Source organism: Rothia sp. ZJ1223 (genome assembly GCF_016900985.1).
GTDB lineage: Bacteria > Actinomycetota > Actinomycetes > Actinomycetales > Micrococcaceae > Rothia.
The window spans coordinates 59,833-78,237 of the sequence record NZ_JAFEUT010000003.1; the positions used below are offsets into that span (position 1 = coordinate 59,833).

Below are 18,405 nucleotides of genomic sequence, written 5' to 3' on the forward strand. Positions count from 1 at the left end.
AACACCTCACGCGCGATGGGGTCTGCATCGCAAAGATATAAGACTCCACCGCGCGCGGGTAAAGGTTAAACATTATGTTTAAGGTACAGGATTTTTAGCCCTTATCGGTATGAGTTTCAACCACAACCGGAATAATCATGGGTTTGCGACGCAAACGACGTGCCACCCATGAGCCGATGGTACGGCGGACGATCTGCTGTAGCTGGTGAACAGTGTGCACTTCGTGCGGGGCACGACGCAGAGCGTCCTCCAGGGCGGCAGTGATTTTGGGAGTGATGTCGTCAAAGACTGAGTCGTCTTCGGCAACACCGCGGGCGTGTACATCGGGGCCGGTGACCACGCGCTTGGTAGCACGGTCAATAACGGTCACGATAGAGACAAAGCCCTCTTCACCCAGAGTACGGCGATCCTTGAGATCTTCTTCGGTAACCTCACCGACGGAGCGGCCATCAACGTAAACGTATTCGTTAGGCACCTGCCCCACAATGCGCGCCTTTCCGTCCGCTAGGTCCACAACGGTGCCGTCCTCACAGATCAACACGCCCTCGGGATCAATACCGGTTTCAATCGCCAAATCGGCGTTGGCGATGAGGTGGCGAATTTCGCCGTGAACGGGCATAACGTTCTTGGGCTTGAGAATGTTGTAGCAGTAAATCAGCTCACCGGCAGCGGCGTGACCCGAAACGTGAACCTTAGCGTTGCCTTTATGCACAACGTTAGCGCCAAGTTTCATGAGACCGTTGATGACACGGTAAACGCTGGTTTCGTTGCCGGGAATCAGTGATGAAGCGAGAACTACGGTATCGCCCTGTTCAATCTGAATCTTGTGATCGCCATTTGCCATGCGTGAGAGCGCGGCCATAGGCTCACCCTGCGAACCGGTACACATCATCACGATTTCTTCGGGACGGTAGTCATCAACTTTTTTCAAATCTACCAGTAGACCCTGGGGCACGTTGAGATAGCCCAGCTTCTCAGCGATGGTCATGTTACGCACCATCGAGCGCCCCACCAGCACGACCTTGCGTCCGCGCTCAGCCGCAGCGTCAAGCACCTGCTGAACGCGGTGAACGTGCGATGAGAAGGACGCGACGATAATGCGCTGAGGAGCATCGCGGAATACCTGGGACAAAACGCCGCCGATGTTCTTTTCGGTCGGAGTAAAGCCGGGAACTTCAGCGTTAGTGGAGTCAGGCAAGAACAAGTCGATGCCTTCTTCACCCAGACGAGCAAAGTGGCGAAGGTCGGTCAGGCGTCCGTCGAGGGGCAGCTGATCCATCTTGAAGTCACCGGTGTGCAAGACCTTACCCGCCTGGGTGCGAATAAAGACTGCGAGCGCGTCCGGAATCGAGTGGTTAACCGCTACAAATTCGCATTCGTAGGGACCGAATGCCTCAACCATACCCTCTTCAACGGTGAGGGTGTAGGGCTTGATGCGGTGTTCAGCAAGTTTCGCTTCGACCAGTGCCAGGGTCAGCTGCGAACCGACCAGGGGAATATCTGCGCGACGCTTGAGCAAGTAGGGCACGGCACCAATGTGGTCTTCGTGACCGTGGGTCAGCACAACTGCGACAATGTCATCGAGGCGGTCCATGATGTAGTTCAAATCGGGCAGAATCAAATCAACGCCGGGCTGGGACTCTTCGGGAAAGAGCACGCCACAGTCAACAACGAGCAGTTTTCCGTTGATTTCGTACACGGTCATGTTACGACCAACTTCACCCAAACCACCGAGGGCTACAACGCGCAGGGTGTCGCGCTTTAGTTTGGGCGGGCGGGGCAAATCGAATTCTAGATGAGCCATAAAACCTCTTTCATAGACACGGTGAAAGCGGATTCTTGCTGGTATGTGCCAGCTGAACCCGCCTCACGCTGTGGTGCAGTGCAGTTGCGGGTCACCTGTTATTCGGTGCCAGTTGCTGCCTTTTCTGCTTTTATTTTTACTGAGTGATGGTTGATGCCAGTGCTGATTCAGCGAGGTCTGCGCGCATGGCAGCTTCTTCTGAGTCGGTCGGACCAACGTGGGGCAGTCGGACTGCGCTCGATTTGAGCGCTCCCTGCCATTTCAAAATTTCTTTTGCAGCGACGCAACCGGGGACGCGCCCCATAGCGGCGCGAATAACGGGCACTAGATCGCGATGAATCTGCTGGGCGTGGGCAAGTTCTCCACCGATGAAGGCATCGAGCATATCACGGAACATTTCGGGGGCTACGTGTGAGGTGACGCCCACATGCCCTACAGCTCCAATACTGAGCCAGGGCAAGAGCAAACCGTCATCGCCAGAGTAGTACTGTAGGTCGGTGGCTGCCATTACTTCGGAGGCAGCACCCAAATCAGCCTTTGCGTCTTTAACCGCCACAACAGTGGGCAGCTCAGCGAGAACTTTGTAGGTGTCTACAGCAATCGGGATGCCCGCGCGACCGGGAATATCGTACAACATCACAGGGGTATCAGATGAGCGCGCGACCTCGGTGAAGTGACCTACCAAGCCTGCTTGGGTTGGCTTGTTGTAGTAGGGGGTCACTACCAAAAGACCGTCAACACCCACACGATCGGCAGCCTTGACTAGGTTCAGGGTGTGGTTGGTATCGTTCGAGCCAACACCGGCAATGATCTTAACGCGATCGCCCACAGCATCTTTCACAATGTCAAAGACGCGTTCGTTTTCCTCATCGGTCATCGTGGAATACTCACCGGTGGTACCGCACACCACAAGACCATCGTGACCACGGTCAGCGAGGTGAAGAGCAAGTTCAGCAGTGGCGGTTTCGTCGACCGATCCATCATCAGCGAAAGGCGTCACCATAGCGGTGAGCAAACGCCCGAAAATAGGCTCGGCAAATGTTCCAACGGTGTTCTGTGACTGCGACATATCTCTAATCTACCCTGTGTTGTGCGCACTTACTACTTGTAACTGGTACGTAGAAGTTCACATATGTTGAGTTTTGTGTTCTTATCTAGGATGCTCCATGAAGGTGCAGATAGCGAGCTGTGAGCACTTCGTTACCTAGTATGTTCCTCCTGTTCTACGAGGTGTGTCAGGAAGCAACCAGTTTTCCTGCGCGTAAAGCAATGGCGTCACGCATGGCGGAGCGGGCACGCTTACGATCACCTGAGGCATCGTAGGCTAAAGACAGGTTGAACCAGTTCTGCCATTTTTCAGGGTTCTCTTCAGCTGCCCTGCGGTACTTCTCAAATTGTGCGTCCGCGTCCTGCCGTACCATACGCCCCGAGGGGTGACGCTCGATGGTGTCTTCAGGGAGCAGACCTTGGGCCGCCATTTCTTCTGCCATCGTTTGAATCCGAGAGCCAAAAATGATTTCGCGGATCATAGCCCAGGCGCCAATAACCGGTAGCACTATCAGGCTCATACCCAGTACTACGCCGACCCACTCGCCACTGGTCATCAAAAGGATGCCGCGTTGAACGGTTACTCCCAGATACAGAGTCAGCAAGGCGATGACGATGGCAGCAAAAAGTTTGCCGCGCCCGCGCCCCTCAATCACCGTAAAAACGCCAACAAAAGCCAGCACCATAAAAACAGTAATTTTCGCGCCCTGAGGTAACGGTAGCAAGAGCACGGTGAGAGCAACCAGCACTATAGCGGTGGCACTAAATAGTTTGAGCGAGTTCATCTATGAAAGATCCAAATACCCGTCAAGCCCGTGCGTCAGACCGGGTTGCTGGGCAACTTCTCGAACGCCCAAGAGTACACCGGGCATAAAGGACGCACGGTCAAAGGAATCATGGCGAATCACCAGCTGCTGCCCCGGATCGCCCAGCAAGATTTCCTGATGAGCAACAAGCCCTCGCAGACGAACCGCGTGAACGTGTACACCGTCAACAACCGCACCGCGTGAACCGCCCTCATCGTGTTCGGTAGCATCAGGGGACTCTCCTACGCCGGCGTTTACTCGTGCCTCAGCGATTTTGCGGGCGGTGTGAACCGCTGTACCCGAGGGCGCATCAACCTTATTCGGGTGGTGCATCTCGATAACCTCAACAGAATCAAAATAGCGAGCGGCTTTAGCGGCAAACTCGGTGGCAAGAATCGAACCGATAGCAAAATTGGGGGCAATAAGCACACCAACCTGCGGGTTTTCAGCTAACAAAGCACGCAAATTCTCGAGGCGTTCAGTGTCCCACCCAGTCGTGCCCACCACCGCATGCATGCCGTTTTCAACTGCGAACCGCACGTTCTTCTCAGTGACAGAAGGGACGGTCAGGTCAACGACGATTTCAGCGCCGGCATCAACCAGTTCCTGCAAAGAGTCGCCAGACCCCAGTGCCGCTACCAGATCCATATCCTCAGCAGTGTTGATAGCTCGCACAGCTTCGCTACCCATGCGTCCGCCCGCCCCGACAACAGCAACTTTAAGAATTCTCGTCATAGCTTCTAAACGCCCACCCTCTCACAAAATTTTGGCAATGGCTTACTACTTTACCGCGATAGTCACAGGAGTTCCCCGTTTGTGTCGATACATGAAACATCTGTGTACCCACTAAACTGGTACGGGAGTACTACAGCGCCACCTGCCTCAGGTCGCCACCTCTACCCGCTCCATCCGTTTCATGCCGTACCATCTGATACGCGCCCTGCGCCCTTGGCAGATATCGGCACCCAGCACGTCAGTGAAGGTAAGTATGCAGCAAGAACACGTTTTCTACTCCAGCGTTCGCCCTGAAGAAGGAACCAGGCGTTTCGTTCTGCCCGGTCTTGATGGGTTGCGAGCTGTGGCGGTCTTGCTAGTGGTCATCTACCACCTGTGGCCGGCTGCTCTTCCCGGCGGCATGATCGGTGTTGATATCTTTTTTGTCATCTCTGGTTACTTGATTACAGCGCTCTTACTACGCGAAGGCGCGTACACCGGCAAGATGAACATTATTGCTTTTTGGGTACGCCGCCTGCGCAGGCTCGTTCCGGCTGTTGCTGCTCTGGTGCTCACCATAGCTCCCGTGGCGCTTCTGGTCGGTGGGGATATTCTGGTAGGATTCGGCAGGCAGCTGCTCGGTGCGTTTACCTATTCTTCTAACTGGTTCTCTATCGCTGCCGGTAACGACTATTTCACGCAGACTTCGCCCGAACTACTGACGAATTTCTGGTCGTTGGCGGTGGAGGAGCAGTTCTACTTCTTCTGGCCCGTTGTCTTAGTGTTTGCCTGTATCTTTTTGAAAACCTGGCGGCAGCGAGCATTGGTGCCGGTTATTCTGGGCGTTCTCTCGCTGGTATTAGTAATAATTTTGGTATGGTCAGGCGGCAGCTTTGCTCGTATCTACTACGGCACTGACACGCACCTCTACGGGCTGATGCTCGGAGTGCTTTTGGCACTGCTAATCCCGTGGAGCATGTACCCGCCCGTGGACGCGCGTCTTTACACCCACGTAGGCTATGGCAACGGTCTCTGGGGTACAGTCCGGGCTCTTGTGGGGTGGTTCAGTCTTGCCGCTATAGTGCCGTTGGCTAGGGTGCTTTCTGAGCATGAGCAGTCTGTGTTGCAGCCCTGGGGATTGCTGGCTGGGGCGTTATTGGGGCTCGGCGTTTTGCAGGCGCTACTGCCCGATACTCGCTCAGCCATTGCCCGGTGGCTCAGAGGTGCTCTATCGTTCGCGCCCCTGGTCTGGATTGGTAAGCGTTCCTACGGAATCTATCTGTGGCACTGGCCGCTGGCTGTATTAGCCCACTATATTTTCGGTCCCGGCTTCGGTCTGTGGGTACAGATTCCCCTGCTCCTGTTGACTCTAACTATTGCTGGTTTTTCCTATATGTACATCGAGACGCCGGTGCGCAGGTACGGTTTCCGAGGGGCCCTCACAGCCTGGGTGGAGGCGATCTTCTCCCCCGCTAAAGCCCTGCCTGTTGCTGGCGTAGCTCTGCTGGTTGTGGGTGCAGCAGCTAATGTTTTCGCGGTACAAACCGCCCCGCACATGACCGAAGCCCAAGCTCTGATTGCTCAGGGAAAAGCCCAGCTTAACCGGGCGCAACAAGAATCTGGATCTTCACACGTGGCTGAGAATCAACAAACGACAGCACCCGACGCGCCCTCTTCCGTATCTACTGATAGTGCAGAAATAGCTCCCGAAGAAAGCAATAGCGGCATCAGCATTATTGGCGACTCAGTGTCATTGGCATCTGCCGGTCAGCTTCACGAGAAACTACCCGACTCCGCCGTCAATGCTGAAATCTCACGGCAGTTCGCAGCAGCTCCGGACATCATTTTCTCACTCAAGCAAGAAGGCACACTAGGCGATACCCTGGTGCTCTCTTTGACCACCAACTCCACCATTTCCCCAACCATGGTCGACCAAGCCATCACCGCAGCCAAAGACGCAGGCGTACAACATATCGTGCTCGTCACCGGCCAGGCACCCGCCCACCTCACCTGGGTTCAGGCTTCCAACGAGGTGCTGCAAGCCACCGCCCAACGACACCCGGAGGTAGCGCTCGCCGACTGGGCAACCGCATCCACCGGCAAACCCCAGCTTTTCGCGAACGACGGCGTCCACCCCACCCCCGAAGGCGCCGAGCTCTACGCCCAAACCATCAAGGACGCGGTAGAGAAGGTAAAGGGGCGCTAGACCCTCACATACTTAAAGAACCGAGGCGGAAGCCCATTATTTTAGGGGGCTCCCACCTCGGTTTACTGTACGAAGGAACTAGCGAACAATGGTAGTCACTTCAGGCTGTTGAGCAAGAAATTCTAGCAGTTCTTTAATATCGCGATGGGTCACAGAACGCACACCGTGTAGGATTTCGTCCAGCGTAGAAAATTCACCAGCGTCAAGTTCAGCCCGTCCTAGACGCGACATGCGGGAACCTGCATCTTCGCTGCCTAGAATAGTTGCCCCACCCAGCTGGCCTAAGACTTTACTAAGCTCAGCGTCGCCGAGGCCTTCCCGCACGAGCTGTTCAAACTCCCGGTACATGATCTCTTGCACCTGCTCAGTTTTCGCGGGTAGGCAACCAGCGTACATGCCAAAATAACCAGCGTCCGAGTAGGTACCAGAGAAAGCGAAAGTTGAGTAAGCGAGTCCTCTTTTTTCGCGGATTTCTTGGAAGAGGCGCGAAGACATACCGCCACCAAGAGCTGATGCGAGAACACTCATCACATAGCGACGCTCGTCACCGGCAATGATTGAGGGACGACCAACCACGATATTGGTCTGTTCAAAGCCTTTATCAAGTTCAAGGTGGGCAGACGCTGGGCTAATCAAAGTTGCTGAGCGAACACGACGGGGCGATGGCATAACGCCTTCGGTGAGATTCCACCCACTATTTTCAAGGGCTGCAAGAACATAGGAGACAATTTGTGAGTGGTCCAGCGAACCGGCTGCTGAAACAACGAGACGGTCAGGGGTGTAGAACTTCTTGTAGTGTTCATACACTGCCTCGCGGGACACATTCATAATCTCTTCGGGGTTGCCTCCAATGGGTCTACCCAACGGGTTTGTCCCCATGAGCTGCTCAATATGGTTCTCAAAGGCAACGTCTGTAGGGTCATCTTGATCCATAGCAATTTCTTCGAGAATAACGCCACGTTCCTGCTCCATATCAGCGTCATCAAGGCGGGCGCTAGTCACCATATCTGCAATAACATTGATAGCCATTTGGGTATCATCGTCCAGGACGCGCGCATAGTAGCAGGTATGTTCTTTAGCGGTCAGCGCGTTGGATTCTCCACCCACTTCGTCAAACGCTTGAGCGATATCGAGTGCGCTACGTTTTTCGGTGCCTTTAAAGAGTAGATGCTCTAAGAAGTGAGTTGAGCCAAGCATTCCAGGCTGCTCATCGCGAGAACCTACCCCCACCCAAAAACCGATGGAAACACTGCGTTGGGAAGGCATACGCTCGGTAATAACGCGGACGCCGCCGGGCAAGATGGAACGACGTACCTCATTGCCGCCCTCACCTGCGTACACGAGGCGACCGGTGACATAATTGAGTTCGCCTTGTGCAGCAGCGGTGGTGAGCGGAAGGACGATGGGCATAAAAACCTTTCAGAAGTAGGCGCGTAGTTTGTAGTGTGGTTATGCGCCCGGGAAGAGAGTTTAAAAGATAAGAAAAAGATGCAGCCTCACCCCGTGAGAGGGTCGAGGCTACATCTTTTGCCAAGTTATGACGAGGTAAGAGGTTACGCTTCGTCCGCAGCCTCAGCTGCTTCTTCAGCTACAACCGGTGACAGTGAGAGCTTGCCGCGATCGTCGATCTTGGTGATCTCTACCTGTACCTTCTGGCCGACGCCAACAACGTCTTCAACGTCGTCTACGCGCTTGCCGTCGTTGAGCTTACGCAGCTCTGAAATGTGCAGCAGACCGTCCTTACCGGGGGTCAGTGACACGAACGCACCGAAAGTGGTGGTCTTGACGACGGTACCGAGGTAGCGTTCACCGATTTCGGGAACCTGCGGGTTAGCAATCGCGTTGATTGCTGCGCGAGCTGCCTCAGCGGAGGGACCGTCGGTTGCACCGATGTATACGGTGCCGTCGTCCTCAATGGAGATGTCGGTGCCAGTTTCTTCCTGAATCTGGTTAATCATCTTGCCCTTGGGGCCAATGACCTCACCAATCTTAGAAACGGGAACGTTCACTGAGATCACGCGCGGTGCGTAATCACTCATCTCATCGGGTGCATCAATAGCGGCATTGATAACTTCAAGGATGTGCAAACGTGCCTCGCGTGCCTGGGTCAGCGCGGCTGCCAGAACAGATGCGGGAATGCCGTCCAGCTTGGTGTCGAGCTGAATTGCGGTAACGAATTCGCTGGTGCCTGCTACCTTGAAGTCCATATCGCCCAGTGCGTCCTCGGCACCGAGAATATCGGTCAGAGCAGCGTAGCGGGTTTCGCCATCAACCTGGTCTGAGACCAAGCCCATTGCGATACCTGCAACAGGTGCGCGCAGAGGCACACCAGCGTTGAGCATAGACAGGGTTGAGGCACAAACTGAGCCCATTGAGGTTGAGCCGTTGGATCCCAAAGCCTCTGATACCTGACGGATCGCGTAGGGGAATTCTTCGCGTGAGGGCAGGACGGGGGTCAGCGCACGCTCTGCCAGAGCACCGTGGCCGATTTCGCGGCGCTTGGGTGAGCCCACTCGTCCGGTTTCACCGGTTGAGTAGGGCGGGAAATTGTAGTGGTGGATGTAGCGCTTCGCCTTGACGGGGTGCAAAGAATCCAGCTGCTGTTCCAGCTTGAGCATGTTCAAGGTGGTAACACCCATAATCTGGGTTTCACCGCGCTCAAAGATTGCTGAACCGTGAACGCGAGGCAGAACCTCAACCTCAGCGGTCAGCTGGCGGATGTCGGTGAGACCGCGACCGTCGATACGAACCTGCTCGGTGAGGATGCGCTGACGCACGGTGTGCTTGGTCAGGGCGTTGAAAGCAGCGTTAACTTCGTTCTCGCGACCTTCGAATTCCTTGCCTTCGCCAGCAAGGGCTTCCATGATTTCCTTCTGCAAATCTTCAGAAGCGATTTCACGTTCCTGCTTACCCGCGATGGAGTAAACATCAACAATCTTCTGTGAAGCGTATTCCTTGACAGCTGCATCAACGTCATCACCGTGTGAGCCGAAGAAGGGCAGTTCTAGAGCGGGCTTGCCAGCGCGTGCCTTGAGTTCAGCCTGAGCCTGGCACAGAGCCTTAATAAAGGGCTTTGACGCTTCAAGACCTTCAGCAACGATTTCTTCGGTGGGTGCCTGAGCGCCGTTTTCCTTGATAAGGTTCCAGGAGTTATCGGTAGCTTCAGCTTCAACCATCATGATTGCAACGTCTTCAGTACCATCTGCACGGGTGATGACGCGACCTGCTACTGCCATGTCGAACACAGCGTTTTCAAGCTGTGAGTGCTTGGGGAAAGCAACCCACTGACCGTCAATCAAAGCAACACGTACGCCACCGATGGGGCCCGCGAACGGAGCACCTGAAAGGGTAGTTGAGCAGGATGCTGCGTTGATAGCCACGGTGTTGTAAATTTCGTCGGGCTCAATGGAGAGCACGGTGACAACAACCTGAACCTCGTTGCGAATGCCCTTGGTGAAGGCAGGACGCAGGGGGCGGTCGATCAGGCGAGCTGCCAGAATCGCTTCGGTGGTGGGGCGTCCCTCGCGACGGAAGAATGAAGCGGGAATTTTGCCGGCTGCATACATACGCTCTTCCACATCAACGGTGAGGGGGAAGAAGTCGAAGCCTTCGCGGGGCTGTTTGCCAATGGCGGTTGCTGAGAGCATTGAGGTTTCATCGTCGATGTAAACCATCGCTGAGCCTGCTGCCTGCTGAGCAAGGCGACCTGTTTCGAAACGAACGGTACGCTTACCGAACTTACCGTTGTCTATGATTGCTTCTGCAAACTGAATTTCGGGACCTTCCAAGGTTCCTCCATTTTCTTTATATCTATCGCGCACATCTTTATTTTTATTCGGCGCAGTCTTCGATCGAAGCCCACGGAAAAATTCTTTGTATTTTCCGGAAGCCACTACCGAGGACTCAACCGCATCTTCGATGTGCTTTTTATGTTCTTGTTCTGGTTTTTCTCGATTAAAGGTTATCGAGAAAATATGTAAGACGTAAGGGCGGTACTCATTCTTACGCCTAGATTCTACGCCGGTAGGATGCCGGTTGAGAAGATACCTTCTGCAACAGGTGTACCGAGAGAATCATGCGTAAAAATCAGTGGACCGCCCTTACTATCAAACGTATTTATCGACGCAGACCCAAGCGCTCGATCAGAGCACGGTAGCGTTCAATGTCGATGCCCTTGAGGTAACCCAGCAGGTTGCGACGGCGACCAACGAGAATCATCAGACCACGACGTGAGTGGTGATCGTGCTTGTGTTCCTTCATGTGCTCGGTCAGGTCGGTGATACGACGGGTCAGAACAGCAATCTGCACCTCGGGTGAACCGGTGTCGCCCTCGTGAGTTGCGTATTCTGCAATGATTTCCTGCTTGATTTTGGGATCAAGTGCCATGAGTATAACTCCTAGAGTTAGTGCCGTGACGGCCCGGTTTTGCTTTTGCCCACCGGGTTTCACAAAGCGCCTCGAAAGGGACCTGCGAGGTGCGACAACCACGGACAGCAGTCGCACACTTAGAACTTACTTTACCCCAAAAGTCCTCTGCGGTGGAAGAGATGGGGGTGCGCTAGTAGTGCAAGTTAGGGCACATACGCCAACCGCCCGTTAGCTTTTGAGGGAGGCTAAACGGGCGGTTGTGTGCTGTGAGGTTATTTCAGGTTTACTGTTTTAGGTCGGCGTTTGTGCTTTCGCTTTTACCGCGCACTGCCACGGCATAAATAACTGCCAGGAAGATACACCAGATAACACCGGCAATTAGCGCCAGCTGGGTGTCTTTGTAGAAAGCAAAGAGAACAATCACGAAGATCATGAAGGCAAGTGCTAGGTAGGACGCGGCAGGCCAGGCGGGTACTGCGAACTCGGTGCTTGCCCCGGCGCGTTTCATTTCTTTCTTGAAAGCAATGTGCGACAGCAGAATCATCACCCACACCATAACGGTTGCGAAAGTTGCGATGGCGGCGACGATCAAGAAAGCGTTTTCGAAAAGGATGTTCACGAAGACGCCAATCACCATAACAACGCCCATGCAGACCACCGTCATGAAAGGGGTTCCGTTTTTAGCGACCTTGGTGAAGGATGCAGGCGCCATGCCGCGGTGTGCTAGACCATACAGCATGCGTCCTGCCGCGTAGAAGTCTGCGTTCATAGCCGAAACGGCTGCGGTAATCACCACAAAGTTGAGAATATGAGCGGCAGCCCCGATGCCCAGACCTTCAAAGATCTGCACGAAAGGTGAAGCCTCACCCGAAATCTGGTGCCAAGGGTAGAGAGACATAATGACGGTGAGGGTCAAGATGTAAAAGAGCAGGATGCGTACCGGCAGGGTGTTGATAGCCTTCGGGATAGACACGCGAGGGTTTTCTGCCTCTCCCGCGGCGATGCCCACTGTCTCAATGCCGCCAAATGCGAACATCACAACGGTAAAGCAGGCGAGAAAGCCGGTGATGCCGTTGGGGAAGAAGCCGCCCTCGTCCCAGAGGTTGGTAACGGAGGAGTCCTGCCCCACATTGAACTGGGCACCAAAAATTAGCAGGAGAATGCCGCCCACAATCATGGCGATAATAGCGGCAACCTTGATAAGAGTCATCCAGAATTCAGATTCGCCAAAAGCTTTCACCTTAGCAAGGTTGATACCCAAGATAACCAAAATGAGACTGGAAATCCAGATCCAGGCGGGAGTAGTGGGAAACCACAGCTTCATATAGGTGGCGAATGCTGTCACGTCAGCAATAGCGACGAACGCCATCTCAAGGGCGAAAGTCCAGCCGGTGATAAAACCCGCACCGCGTCCTAAATAACGGGTAGCGTACTCAGAGAAGGAGCCAGAAACGGGGTGCGCCAGTGCCATCTCGCCCATGGCGCGCATGACCATAAAAACCGCGGCACCACCGATAAGGTACGCCAGTAGCACCGAGGGACCCGCCAGCTGAATGGCTGATGCCGAGCCGTAGAACAGCCCAGTGCCGATAGCAGAGCCCAGGGCGATAAAGAGAATATGCCTGAGCGTGAGCCCCCGTTTGAGTGCCTGCACTTCGTGGGGCGGAACGCTGCCCGCTGCCTGTGGTGTATTCACTGAATCGCCCTTTACTCTCTCATAAAACTTAAAAATGTGTGCAGGTACTAGCTATTTCTAGCCGGCACCTGCACACCTGTGTACTTACCCTATTGTGAGCTTTCACCGGGCAAAAGTCATCTTTTAAGCGGTGATAGTGTCACACTGTGGTCAGCGCTCCCCTACTTTTTGGGGCCACCTGCTACCAGTGAGGCGAGTGCGGTCGCGGCGGTAACACTCGCGACGGCGGGCCAGGGGCCAATTTTTTTGTACAGAACGTGGGAGTAGCCGAAGCTACCCAGGTAGACACCGGTAAGGGCAGCGGCGGTGGCAGTACCGCGGTTATTCTGCCAGCCTTTGAAGGCAGTGACGCCACCTGCTGCGAGCGCTAGACCACCGATGGGGCGGACGCCGGTGAGTCGGGCGAGGCTGTAGCCGCCGACCAGACCTGCGGTTGCTGCGGTGGTGGGAATCAAAACGTGAGTCATGGGGTTATTCTTTCTACTCGTAGAATGACGTGATACTAATTTTACGCCGAGATCCTGTTTTGTTGCCGAGATCCTGATTTAAAACAGGATTTGGGTGATAAATCAGGATCTCGGTGGAGAAAATGCGAAAGAATGAGGGTATGGAGAATTTTTCTAAAGACAAGACCAACGTGGAATCCTTCGATTTGGACCACACCGCTGTTGCTGCACCCTATGTGCGCGTAGCCGACCGTAAGACCTTGCCCGGTGGCGATGTACTGGTGAAGTACGACGTACGCTTCACCCAGCCTAATAAGGGGCACCTGGGCATGAAAGCGGTTCACTCCATTGAGCACATGACCGCTCACCACATGCGGAATCACACGGACGCGCTCATCGACTTTTCACCAATGGGCTGCCAGACCGGCTTTTATGCGCTGACTCTTGGCGTTGAGCTTGAAGACTTCCTGCCAATTCTTGAGCGTTCCATGAATGACCTCTTAGAGGCAACCGAGGTTCCTGCAGCTAATGAGGTGCAATGCGGCTGGGGCACTAACCACTCCCTCGATGAGGCGCAGGCTGCGGTGCGCGAGTTCCTTGCTAGTCGCAATGAGTGGGAACAGGTGATGGCATAGTGTCAGTTTCAGTGCTAGCAGGTTTTGAAGGAGCCGCTGTTATTCAGGTGGCAATGGACGCCGAGGCAGCCCCTTTTTTGGAGGCTTCAGCCTCTGCCGGTGAGGACTTTTCGGTGGGTGTTGCCCACTTCTACCCGCGCGTCCTTGAAACTGAGAACGGTCCGGTGCCTTTTATTCTGGTGCGTTCCATGATTGGTTTGGTGAACGCTGCGACTGCTTTGACCGTTGCCCTTGAGTTGGTTCCTTCCCCGAGCGTCATTGTCTCAGCGGGAACAGCCGGGGGCTTGCGTCAAGATATCAATGTGGGTGATCTTGCTGTGGGTGTTGATTACACCTATACAGATGCGGACGCAACAGCTTTTGGTTACGCACGCGGTCAGGTACCGGGTATGCCCGAAAAATTCGGCTCTCCCGCGCAGCTCATCTCACTGGCGCACGAAGTAGCTGATGGCTACAAGGGCGAGGGTACCGTTTTCTTCGACACTATGCTTGCCGGTGGATCGTTCGTGACCGCCCATAACGTTGCTGATACCCGCGAGGTCTTTCCGCAGGCGATTTCCACCGATATGGAAACCACCGCGCTCGCCCAGGTTTGCAGCACCCGTTCCCTACCTTTTATTGCTACCCGCGGTATCTCAGATTTGTGCGGTCCTGCAGCCGATCAAGATTTCCATATGGCAACCGATATTGTGTCTCAGCGTTCAGCCAACTTTGTGCTGGCGTTGGTCACCCGCGTCCGTGACGGACGCACCGAGGCAGGAGCAGCAAATGCTTAAGCACACCCTTCGTGATGGTAAGACTATTCCCGCTATCGGGTTTGGCACCTATCCCCTGAAAAATGCTGAGGCTGAGGTTCATGTTTCTGAAGCTCTACTGCGTGGTTGGCGTCTGATTGACACCGCTGTGAACTACGGCAATGAAATCGGTGTGGGTCGCGGTATTAACCGCAGTGGCATTGACCGTTCAGAAATTTTCGTGCAGACCAAGGTACCGGGCCGTCACCACGGCTTTGAAACCACCAAGGCTTCTCTCAAAGAGTCGTTGGAACGCCTTGAACTGGATTACGTTGATATGTACCTGATCCACTGGCCCAACCCCTCGGTAGGCAAGTTCGTTGATACCTGGCGGGCAATGATTGAGTTGCGCGATGAGGGTCTGACTCGCTCCATTGGCGTCTCCAATTTCTTACCCGAACATGTGGATGCGCTCATTGCGATAACCGGGGAAACCCCGGCTGTGAACCAGATTGAGATTCAGCCGACCTTCCAACAAGAAACCCAGCGTGAATATGACCGTTCCCAGGCCATGATTACTCAGGCGTGGTCGCCTCTGGGTCGCGGCAAAGATATTCTAGAACTACCCGCCGTAATCGAGATTGCCCGCGAGGCACAGGCAACTCCCGCCCAGGTGGTGCTGCGCTGGAATGTGCAATCCAACCTGCTACCCATCGTCAAAACCGCTAACACCGAGCGCATGGTGGAAAACCTCAATATCTTTGAGTGGGAGCTGACAGAAGATCAGATGAACCGACTTAAAATGCTGCACACCGGCATCGGCGTCTTTGGCTACGATCCAGCAGAGCACGAAGAAAGGTAAAGCTGGCGCGCCCCGGTATTCACACCGCACACCGTGCTAACGCAAAACCCGTCTTCTGTATCAGGTAACTGACACGAAAGACGGGTTTTTGCTCTTTCAATCTCGGAAGAACTACAGGGCAAGACCCAAAACTTGTTGCGCGTCCTGAACGTCCTTATTCATCTGCTCAATCAAGGCTTCAACACCGGTATAAGCAACCATGGGTCGCAGACGAGCAGTGAATTCGAGAACAACTCTTTGATCGTATAGATCGAAATCTTCAACACGTTCTTGAGGTCTGCCCATAACGTGCGCCTCCACCTGGCGGCGCTCAACACCCTCAAAGGTGGGGTTCGTACCCACCGAAGTCGCAACCGGCCAGCGGTTACCCGCCTCATCAGTCAGCCACCCAGCATACACGCCGTCCGCCGGAACAAACCCGTCTGAATCAACGCTCAAATTAGCAGTGGGGAACCCCAACTCGCGTCCGCGCGCCAAGCCATGCACCACTTCACCGCGCATCAGGTGCGGGCGTCCCAAAATTTCAGCAGCATCTTCAACCTGCCCCTCAGCAAGAAGCTCGCGAATCCATGTAGAAGAACAGCGGCGGGCAGAATCATGGGTTAGATCATCAACGGTGAAAACCTCAAAGCCGTACTTTTCGCCCAGCTCTATCATGGTGCTCAAGTCCCCTGAATTACGGTAGCCAAAGCGAACGTCATCGCCCACCACCACAGCCTTAGCCTTCAGCGCATCCACAAAGGTAGACTTTACAAATTCTTCAGCCGACTGGGCAGAAAACTCCAACGTGTAATGGATCAACACATAGTGTTCAAGACCCATCTGCTGCAGCAGACGCTGACGGTCCTCCTGCCCCATAATCTCGGGGTGATAGGCACCAGGGTTATGCACCACAGCGGGGTGAGGGTCAAATGAGACAGCCACAGAAGTCAATCCGCGCGCGCGGGCAACATCAACAACACGCTCGATCACCTTGGCGTGCCCGCTGTGGGCGCCGTCGAAGTTACCGAGGGTCACCACAGAGGGGCCGAAGTCAGCGGGAACCTGCTGCAAATCGGTATAGCGTTCCACGTAGTCTCCTTATTAGAGTCCAAGAGTTGAGATGTTCGTGCCCGCACGAACCCTAGAAACAATCCTAACGCCGTAGCCGCACTGTAAAAAACTAGTGCTCTGCTGTTACCCGTGATCCAGAGTGCGAACGCGTGCGGTTCAGCCACCACAACCCCACCATAGGCAGTAGCAGGGGAATATAGCCGTAGCCTGACCCAAAATGAGACCACACCGAGGGAAGCTCAAAAAGGTCAGGTCTGATATAGCTGAAAACACCAATCAACAGCACGCCGACCATCTCAGCAGAAACAGCCGCCAGCGAGAGCTTCCATGCTGAGCTTCCCTTCTTCGCTAAAGCCACTGTAGCCACAATATAAATGAGAGCCGAAAGAGCTGAGAGGCTAATAGAAAGCGGCGCTTCATCAAACTTTCGAATCACCTGGTACAGGGCGCGAGCGGTCGCTGAAAGTGAGAATACCGCGTAAATAACAACCAGTAACCGACCGAAGCCGCTGTTTTTTGCCTGCTGAACCATGGTGAGCTGAAAAGCCTTTCAAATGAAAAGTGGGGCTGTCTCAAGAAAAGAAGAAACGGTTTAGTAGTAGTACCAGAGCATGTTCATACGGTGAACCATGACAATCAGTACCGGGCCCGTCACCGCAAGGACGAGGGTTGACCAGCGGGTTCGCTCAGATAATGACCAGGTCAGAGTGCCCGCAGGAATAATCATTGCGGTCAGCAAATAACCGTAGTACTCTAACCAGTCCCCCGTTGGACCGTCCGTCATCAGTTGCATCATGATAGAACCCACGAAGTAGATCATGAGGAAACCCTCAAGCACAATAATTGAGCCCTGGGACCAGTCATCAGCTGCGGCCCCGCGCAGAAACTGAATGATGCAAATCAGCGCTGAAGCAAGACCGAGTACGGTACATATCCAAAACCACAGGTCAAGACCGGCAATCATCATGAGGTGCTCCCGTATGTTTTACCCGATTCAAAGACGAGGACGGGGGCGGCGACTTTTTCACCGCGCCACTTCTTATTCTCAAGAATCGCGACCAAGCTACCGTCAGGGGCAAAAGCAGCTGTTAAACCAGCTGTACTGACTTTGCTGTGTGCGCTCGGCACGTCCTGAGTCGCCGAGGGCGCGATACGGCGTCCGTTAGAAATGTCAGTGGCTTCAAGGTCACTGAGAGCGCGAGAGGCAAAGAGCCGCCGCGCTGAATCTTCTAAGCTCAGCATGGGGAGGGGATAATCGGGAGCCTGCTCTTTCAAAAAGGCAAGCTGTTCTAAGGTTGCCGCAGTGTCGATACCGACCTCACCGATAGAAACACGGCGCAGGGCAGCCAGATGAGCACCGGTATTCAAAGCCCTACCTAAATCGCGCGCCAAAGCACGAATATAGGTACCCGATGAGCACGAAATTGTTGCTTCGACATCCACCACGGCACATTGACCGGGCGAAATATAGTCGGGCACCGTGTCACCGGTGTAATCCACCAACTGCTCGGGGGCTTCGACCTGCTCAGGGATTACCGCATGAACTTCAAATGAATGCACAGTAATCGGGCGAGCCTCAAGGCTTACCTCTTCACCAGAACGAACGCGCGCGTAAGAACGCACCCCGTTCACCTTAATCGCTGACACGGACGAAGGCACCTGCATAATCTCACCGCGTAGCGCAGTAAGAGCATCTTCTATTTTCTCAGCCGTCACCGCTGCTAGAGCGTCGGGGGAGGCAAGCGCAGTTGCTTCGCCTTCGGCGTCATCGGTAACAGTTGAGATGCCCAAACGCATGGTCGTAGTGTAGGTCTTAGACTCCCCCACCACCCAGGTCAGCAATTTGGTTGCCTTATTCACCCCCAAAATCAATACGCCTGTTGCCATAGGATCAAGCGTGCCAGCATGCCCTACTTTGCGGGTGCCTGCCAACTGCCGAACCCTCGACACTACATCGTGGCTGGTCATGCCCGCAGGCTTATCAATGACAACTAGACCAGAAGGTCCTTTGTTCGTGTTCTTACGCGCCATCAA

General features: G+C 54.4%; 17 protein-coding genes. 4 read left to right on the plus strand and 13 right to left on the minus strand.

Annotation, left to right across the window (positions count from 1 at the left end; genetic code table 11):
- Nucleotides 1-94: 94 nt before the first annotated feature.
- From JTP09_RS04585 to dapB, 4 genes are all read right to left on the minus strand, one after another.
- Nucleotides 95-1,804 (minus strand): ribonuclease J, encoded by a 1,710-nt coding sequence (locus JTP09_RS04585; protein WP_204877279.1) that lies wholly within the window; start codon nucleotides 1,802-1,804, stop codon nucleotides 95-97.
- 136 nt (nucleotides 1,805-1,940) lie between these two features.
- The gene (gene dapA / locus JTP09_RS04590; protein ID WP_204877280.1) at nucleotides 1,941-2,873 is read right to left on the minus strand and encodes a 4-hydroxy-tetrahydrodipicolinate synthase; all 933 of its coding nucleotides are present in this window, start codon (nucleotides 2,871-2,873) and stop codon (nucleotides 1,941-1,943) included.
- A 166-nt stretch (nucleotides 2,874-3,039) separates the two neighbouring features.
- Nucleotides 3,040-3,636 (minus strand): hypothetical protein, encoded by a 597-nt coding sequence (locus tag JTP09_RS04595; protein WP_204877281.1) that lies wholly within the window; start codon nucleotides 3,634-3,636, stop codon nucleotides 3,040-3,042.
- Nucleotides 3,637-4,392, minus strand: a complete 756-nt coding sequence (dapB, locus tag JTP09_RS04600; RefSeq protein ID WP_204877282.1) for a 4-hydroxy-tetrahydrodipicolinate reductase — start codon at nucleotides 4,390-4,392, stop codon at nucleotides 3,637-3,639.
- A 253-nt stretch (nucleotides 4,393-4,645) separates the two neighbouring features.
- Between dapB and JTP09_RS04605 the strand changes: the two genes are divergently transcribed.
- The gene (locus JTP09_RS04605; protein ID WP_204877283.1) at nucleotides 4,646-6,577 is read left to right on the plus strand and encodes an acyltransferase family protein; all 1,932 of its coding nucleotides are present in this window, start codon (nucleotides 4,646-4,648) and stop codon (nucleotides 6,575-6,577) included.
- A gap of 78 nt (nucleotides 6,578-6,655) precedes the next feature.
- Here the strand turns inward: JTP09_RS04605 and JTP09_RS04610 are convergent, their stop codons facing one another.
- From JTP09_RS04610 to JTP09_RS04630, 5 genes are all read right to left on the minus strand, one after another.
- The gene (locus JTP09_RS04610; protein WP_204877284.1) at nucleotides 6,656-7,987 is read right to left on the minus strand and encodes a pitrilysin family protein; all 1,332 of its coding nucleotides are present in this window, start codon (nucleotides 7,985-7,987) and stop codon (nucleotides 6,656-6,658) included.
- Nucleotides 7,988-8,130: 143 nt separating this feature from the next.
- Nucleotides 8,131-10,365 (minus strand): polyribonucleotide nucleotidyltransferase, encoded by a 2,235-nt coding sequence (locus JTP09_RS04615; protein ID WP_204877285.1) that lies wholly within the window; start codon nucleotides 10,363-10,365, stop codon nucleotides 8,131-8,133.
- Nucleotides 10,366-10,693: 328 nt separating this feature from the next.
- The gene (rpsO, locus tag JTP09_RS04620) at nucleotides 10,694-10,963 is read right to left on the minus strand and encodes a 30S ribosomal protein S15 (RefSeq protein ID WP_204877286.1); all 270 of its coding nucleotides are present in this window, start codon (nucleotides 10,961-10,963) and stop codon (nucleotides 10,694-10,696) included.
- Nucleotides 10,964-11,228: 265 nt separating this feature from the next.
- Nucleotides 11,229-12,641, minus strand: a complete 1,413-nt coding sequence (locus JTP09_RS04625; protein WP_204877287.1) for an amino acid permease — start codon at nucleotides 12,639-12,641, stop codon at nucleotides 11,229-11,231.
- Nucleotides 12,642-12,802: 161 nt separating this feature from the next.
- A complete protein-coding gene (locus JTP09_RS04630) occupies nucleotides 12,803-13,108 on the minus strand; it encodes a hypothetical protein (protein WP_204877288.1) in 306 nt (101 codons plus the stop codon).
- 140 nt (nucleotides 13,109-13,248) lie between these two features.
- Between JTP09_RS04630 and JTP09_RS04635 the strand changes: the two genes are divergently transcribed.
- Genes JTP09_RS04635 through JTP09_RS04645 form a run of 3 tightly spaced genes read left to right on the plus strand, consistent with a single transcriptional unit; the run spans nucleotide 13,249 to nucleotide 15,318 of the window.
- On the plus strand, nucleotides 13,249-13,722 hold the full coding sequence (locus tag JTP09_RS04635) for an S-ribosylhomocysteine lyase (protein WP_204877289.1): 474 nt from the start codon (nucleotides 13,249-13,251) through the stop codon (nucleotides 13,720-13,722).
- Nucleotides 13,722-14,498, plus strand: a complete 777-nt coding sequence (gene mtnN / locus JTP09_RS04640) for a 5'-methylthioadenosine/S-adenosylhomocysteine nucleosidase (protein ID WP_240333911.1) — start codon at nucleotides 13,722-13,724, stop codon at nucleotides 14,496-14,498. The genes JTP09_RS04635 and mtnN overlap by 1 nt, the downstream gene beginning before the upstream one ends.
- Nucleotides 14,491-15,318: an aldo/keto reductase gene (locus JTP09_RS04645; protein ID WP_204877290.1), complete on the plus strand. Its 828-nt coding sequence runs from the start codon at nucleotides 14,491-14,493 to the stop codon at nucleotides 15,316-15,318. Before mtnN ends, JTP09_RS04645 begins: the two co-directional genes overlap by 8 nt.
- A gap of 111 nt (nucleotides 15,319-15,429) precedes the next feature.
- On the opposite strand, the gene JTP09_RS04650 is transcribed toward JTP09_RS04645, so the two are convergent.
- The 4 genes from JTP09_RS04650 to truB all read right to left on the minus strand — a co-directional run bounded on the left by JTP09_RS04650 (nucleotide 15,430) and on the right by truB (nucleotide 18,402).
- On the minus strand, nucleotides 15,430-16,389 hold the full coding sequence (locus tag JTP09_RS04650; RefSeq protein WP_204877291.1) for a bifunctional riboflavin kinase/FAD synthetase: 960 nt from the start codon (nucleotides 16,387-16,389) through the stop codon (nucleotides 15,430-15,432).
- A gap of 91 nt (nucleotides 16,390-16,480) precedes the next feature.
- On the minus strand, nucleotides 16,481-16,903 hold the full coding sequence (locus tag JTP09_RS04655; RefSeq protein ID WP_204877292.1) for a hypothetical protein: 423 nt from the start codon (nucleotides 16,901-16,903) through the stop codon (nucleotides 16,481-16,483).
- 60 nt (nucleotides 16,904-16,963) lie between these two features.
- Nucleotides 16,964-17,338, minus strand: a complete 375-nt coding sequence (locus tag JTP09_RS04660; protein ID WP_239478807.1) for a hypothetical protein — start codon at nucleotides 17,336-17,338, stop codon at nucleotides 16,964-16,966.
- On the minus strand, nucleotides 17,335-18,402 hold the full coding sequence (gene truB / locus JTP09_RS04665; RefSeq protein WP_204877293.1) for a tRNA pseudouridine(55) synthase TruB: 1,068 nt from the start codon (nucleotides 18,400-18,402) through the stop codon (nucleotides 17,335-17,337). The genes JTP09_RS04660 and truB overlap by 4 nt, the downstream gene beginning before the upstream one ends.
- Nucleotides 18,403-18,405: the final 3 nt, after the last annotated feature.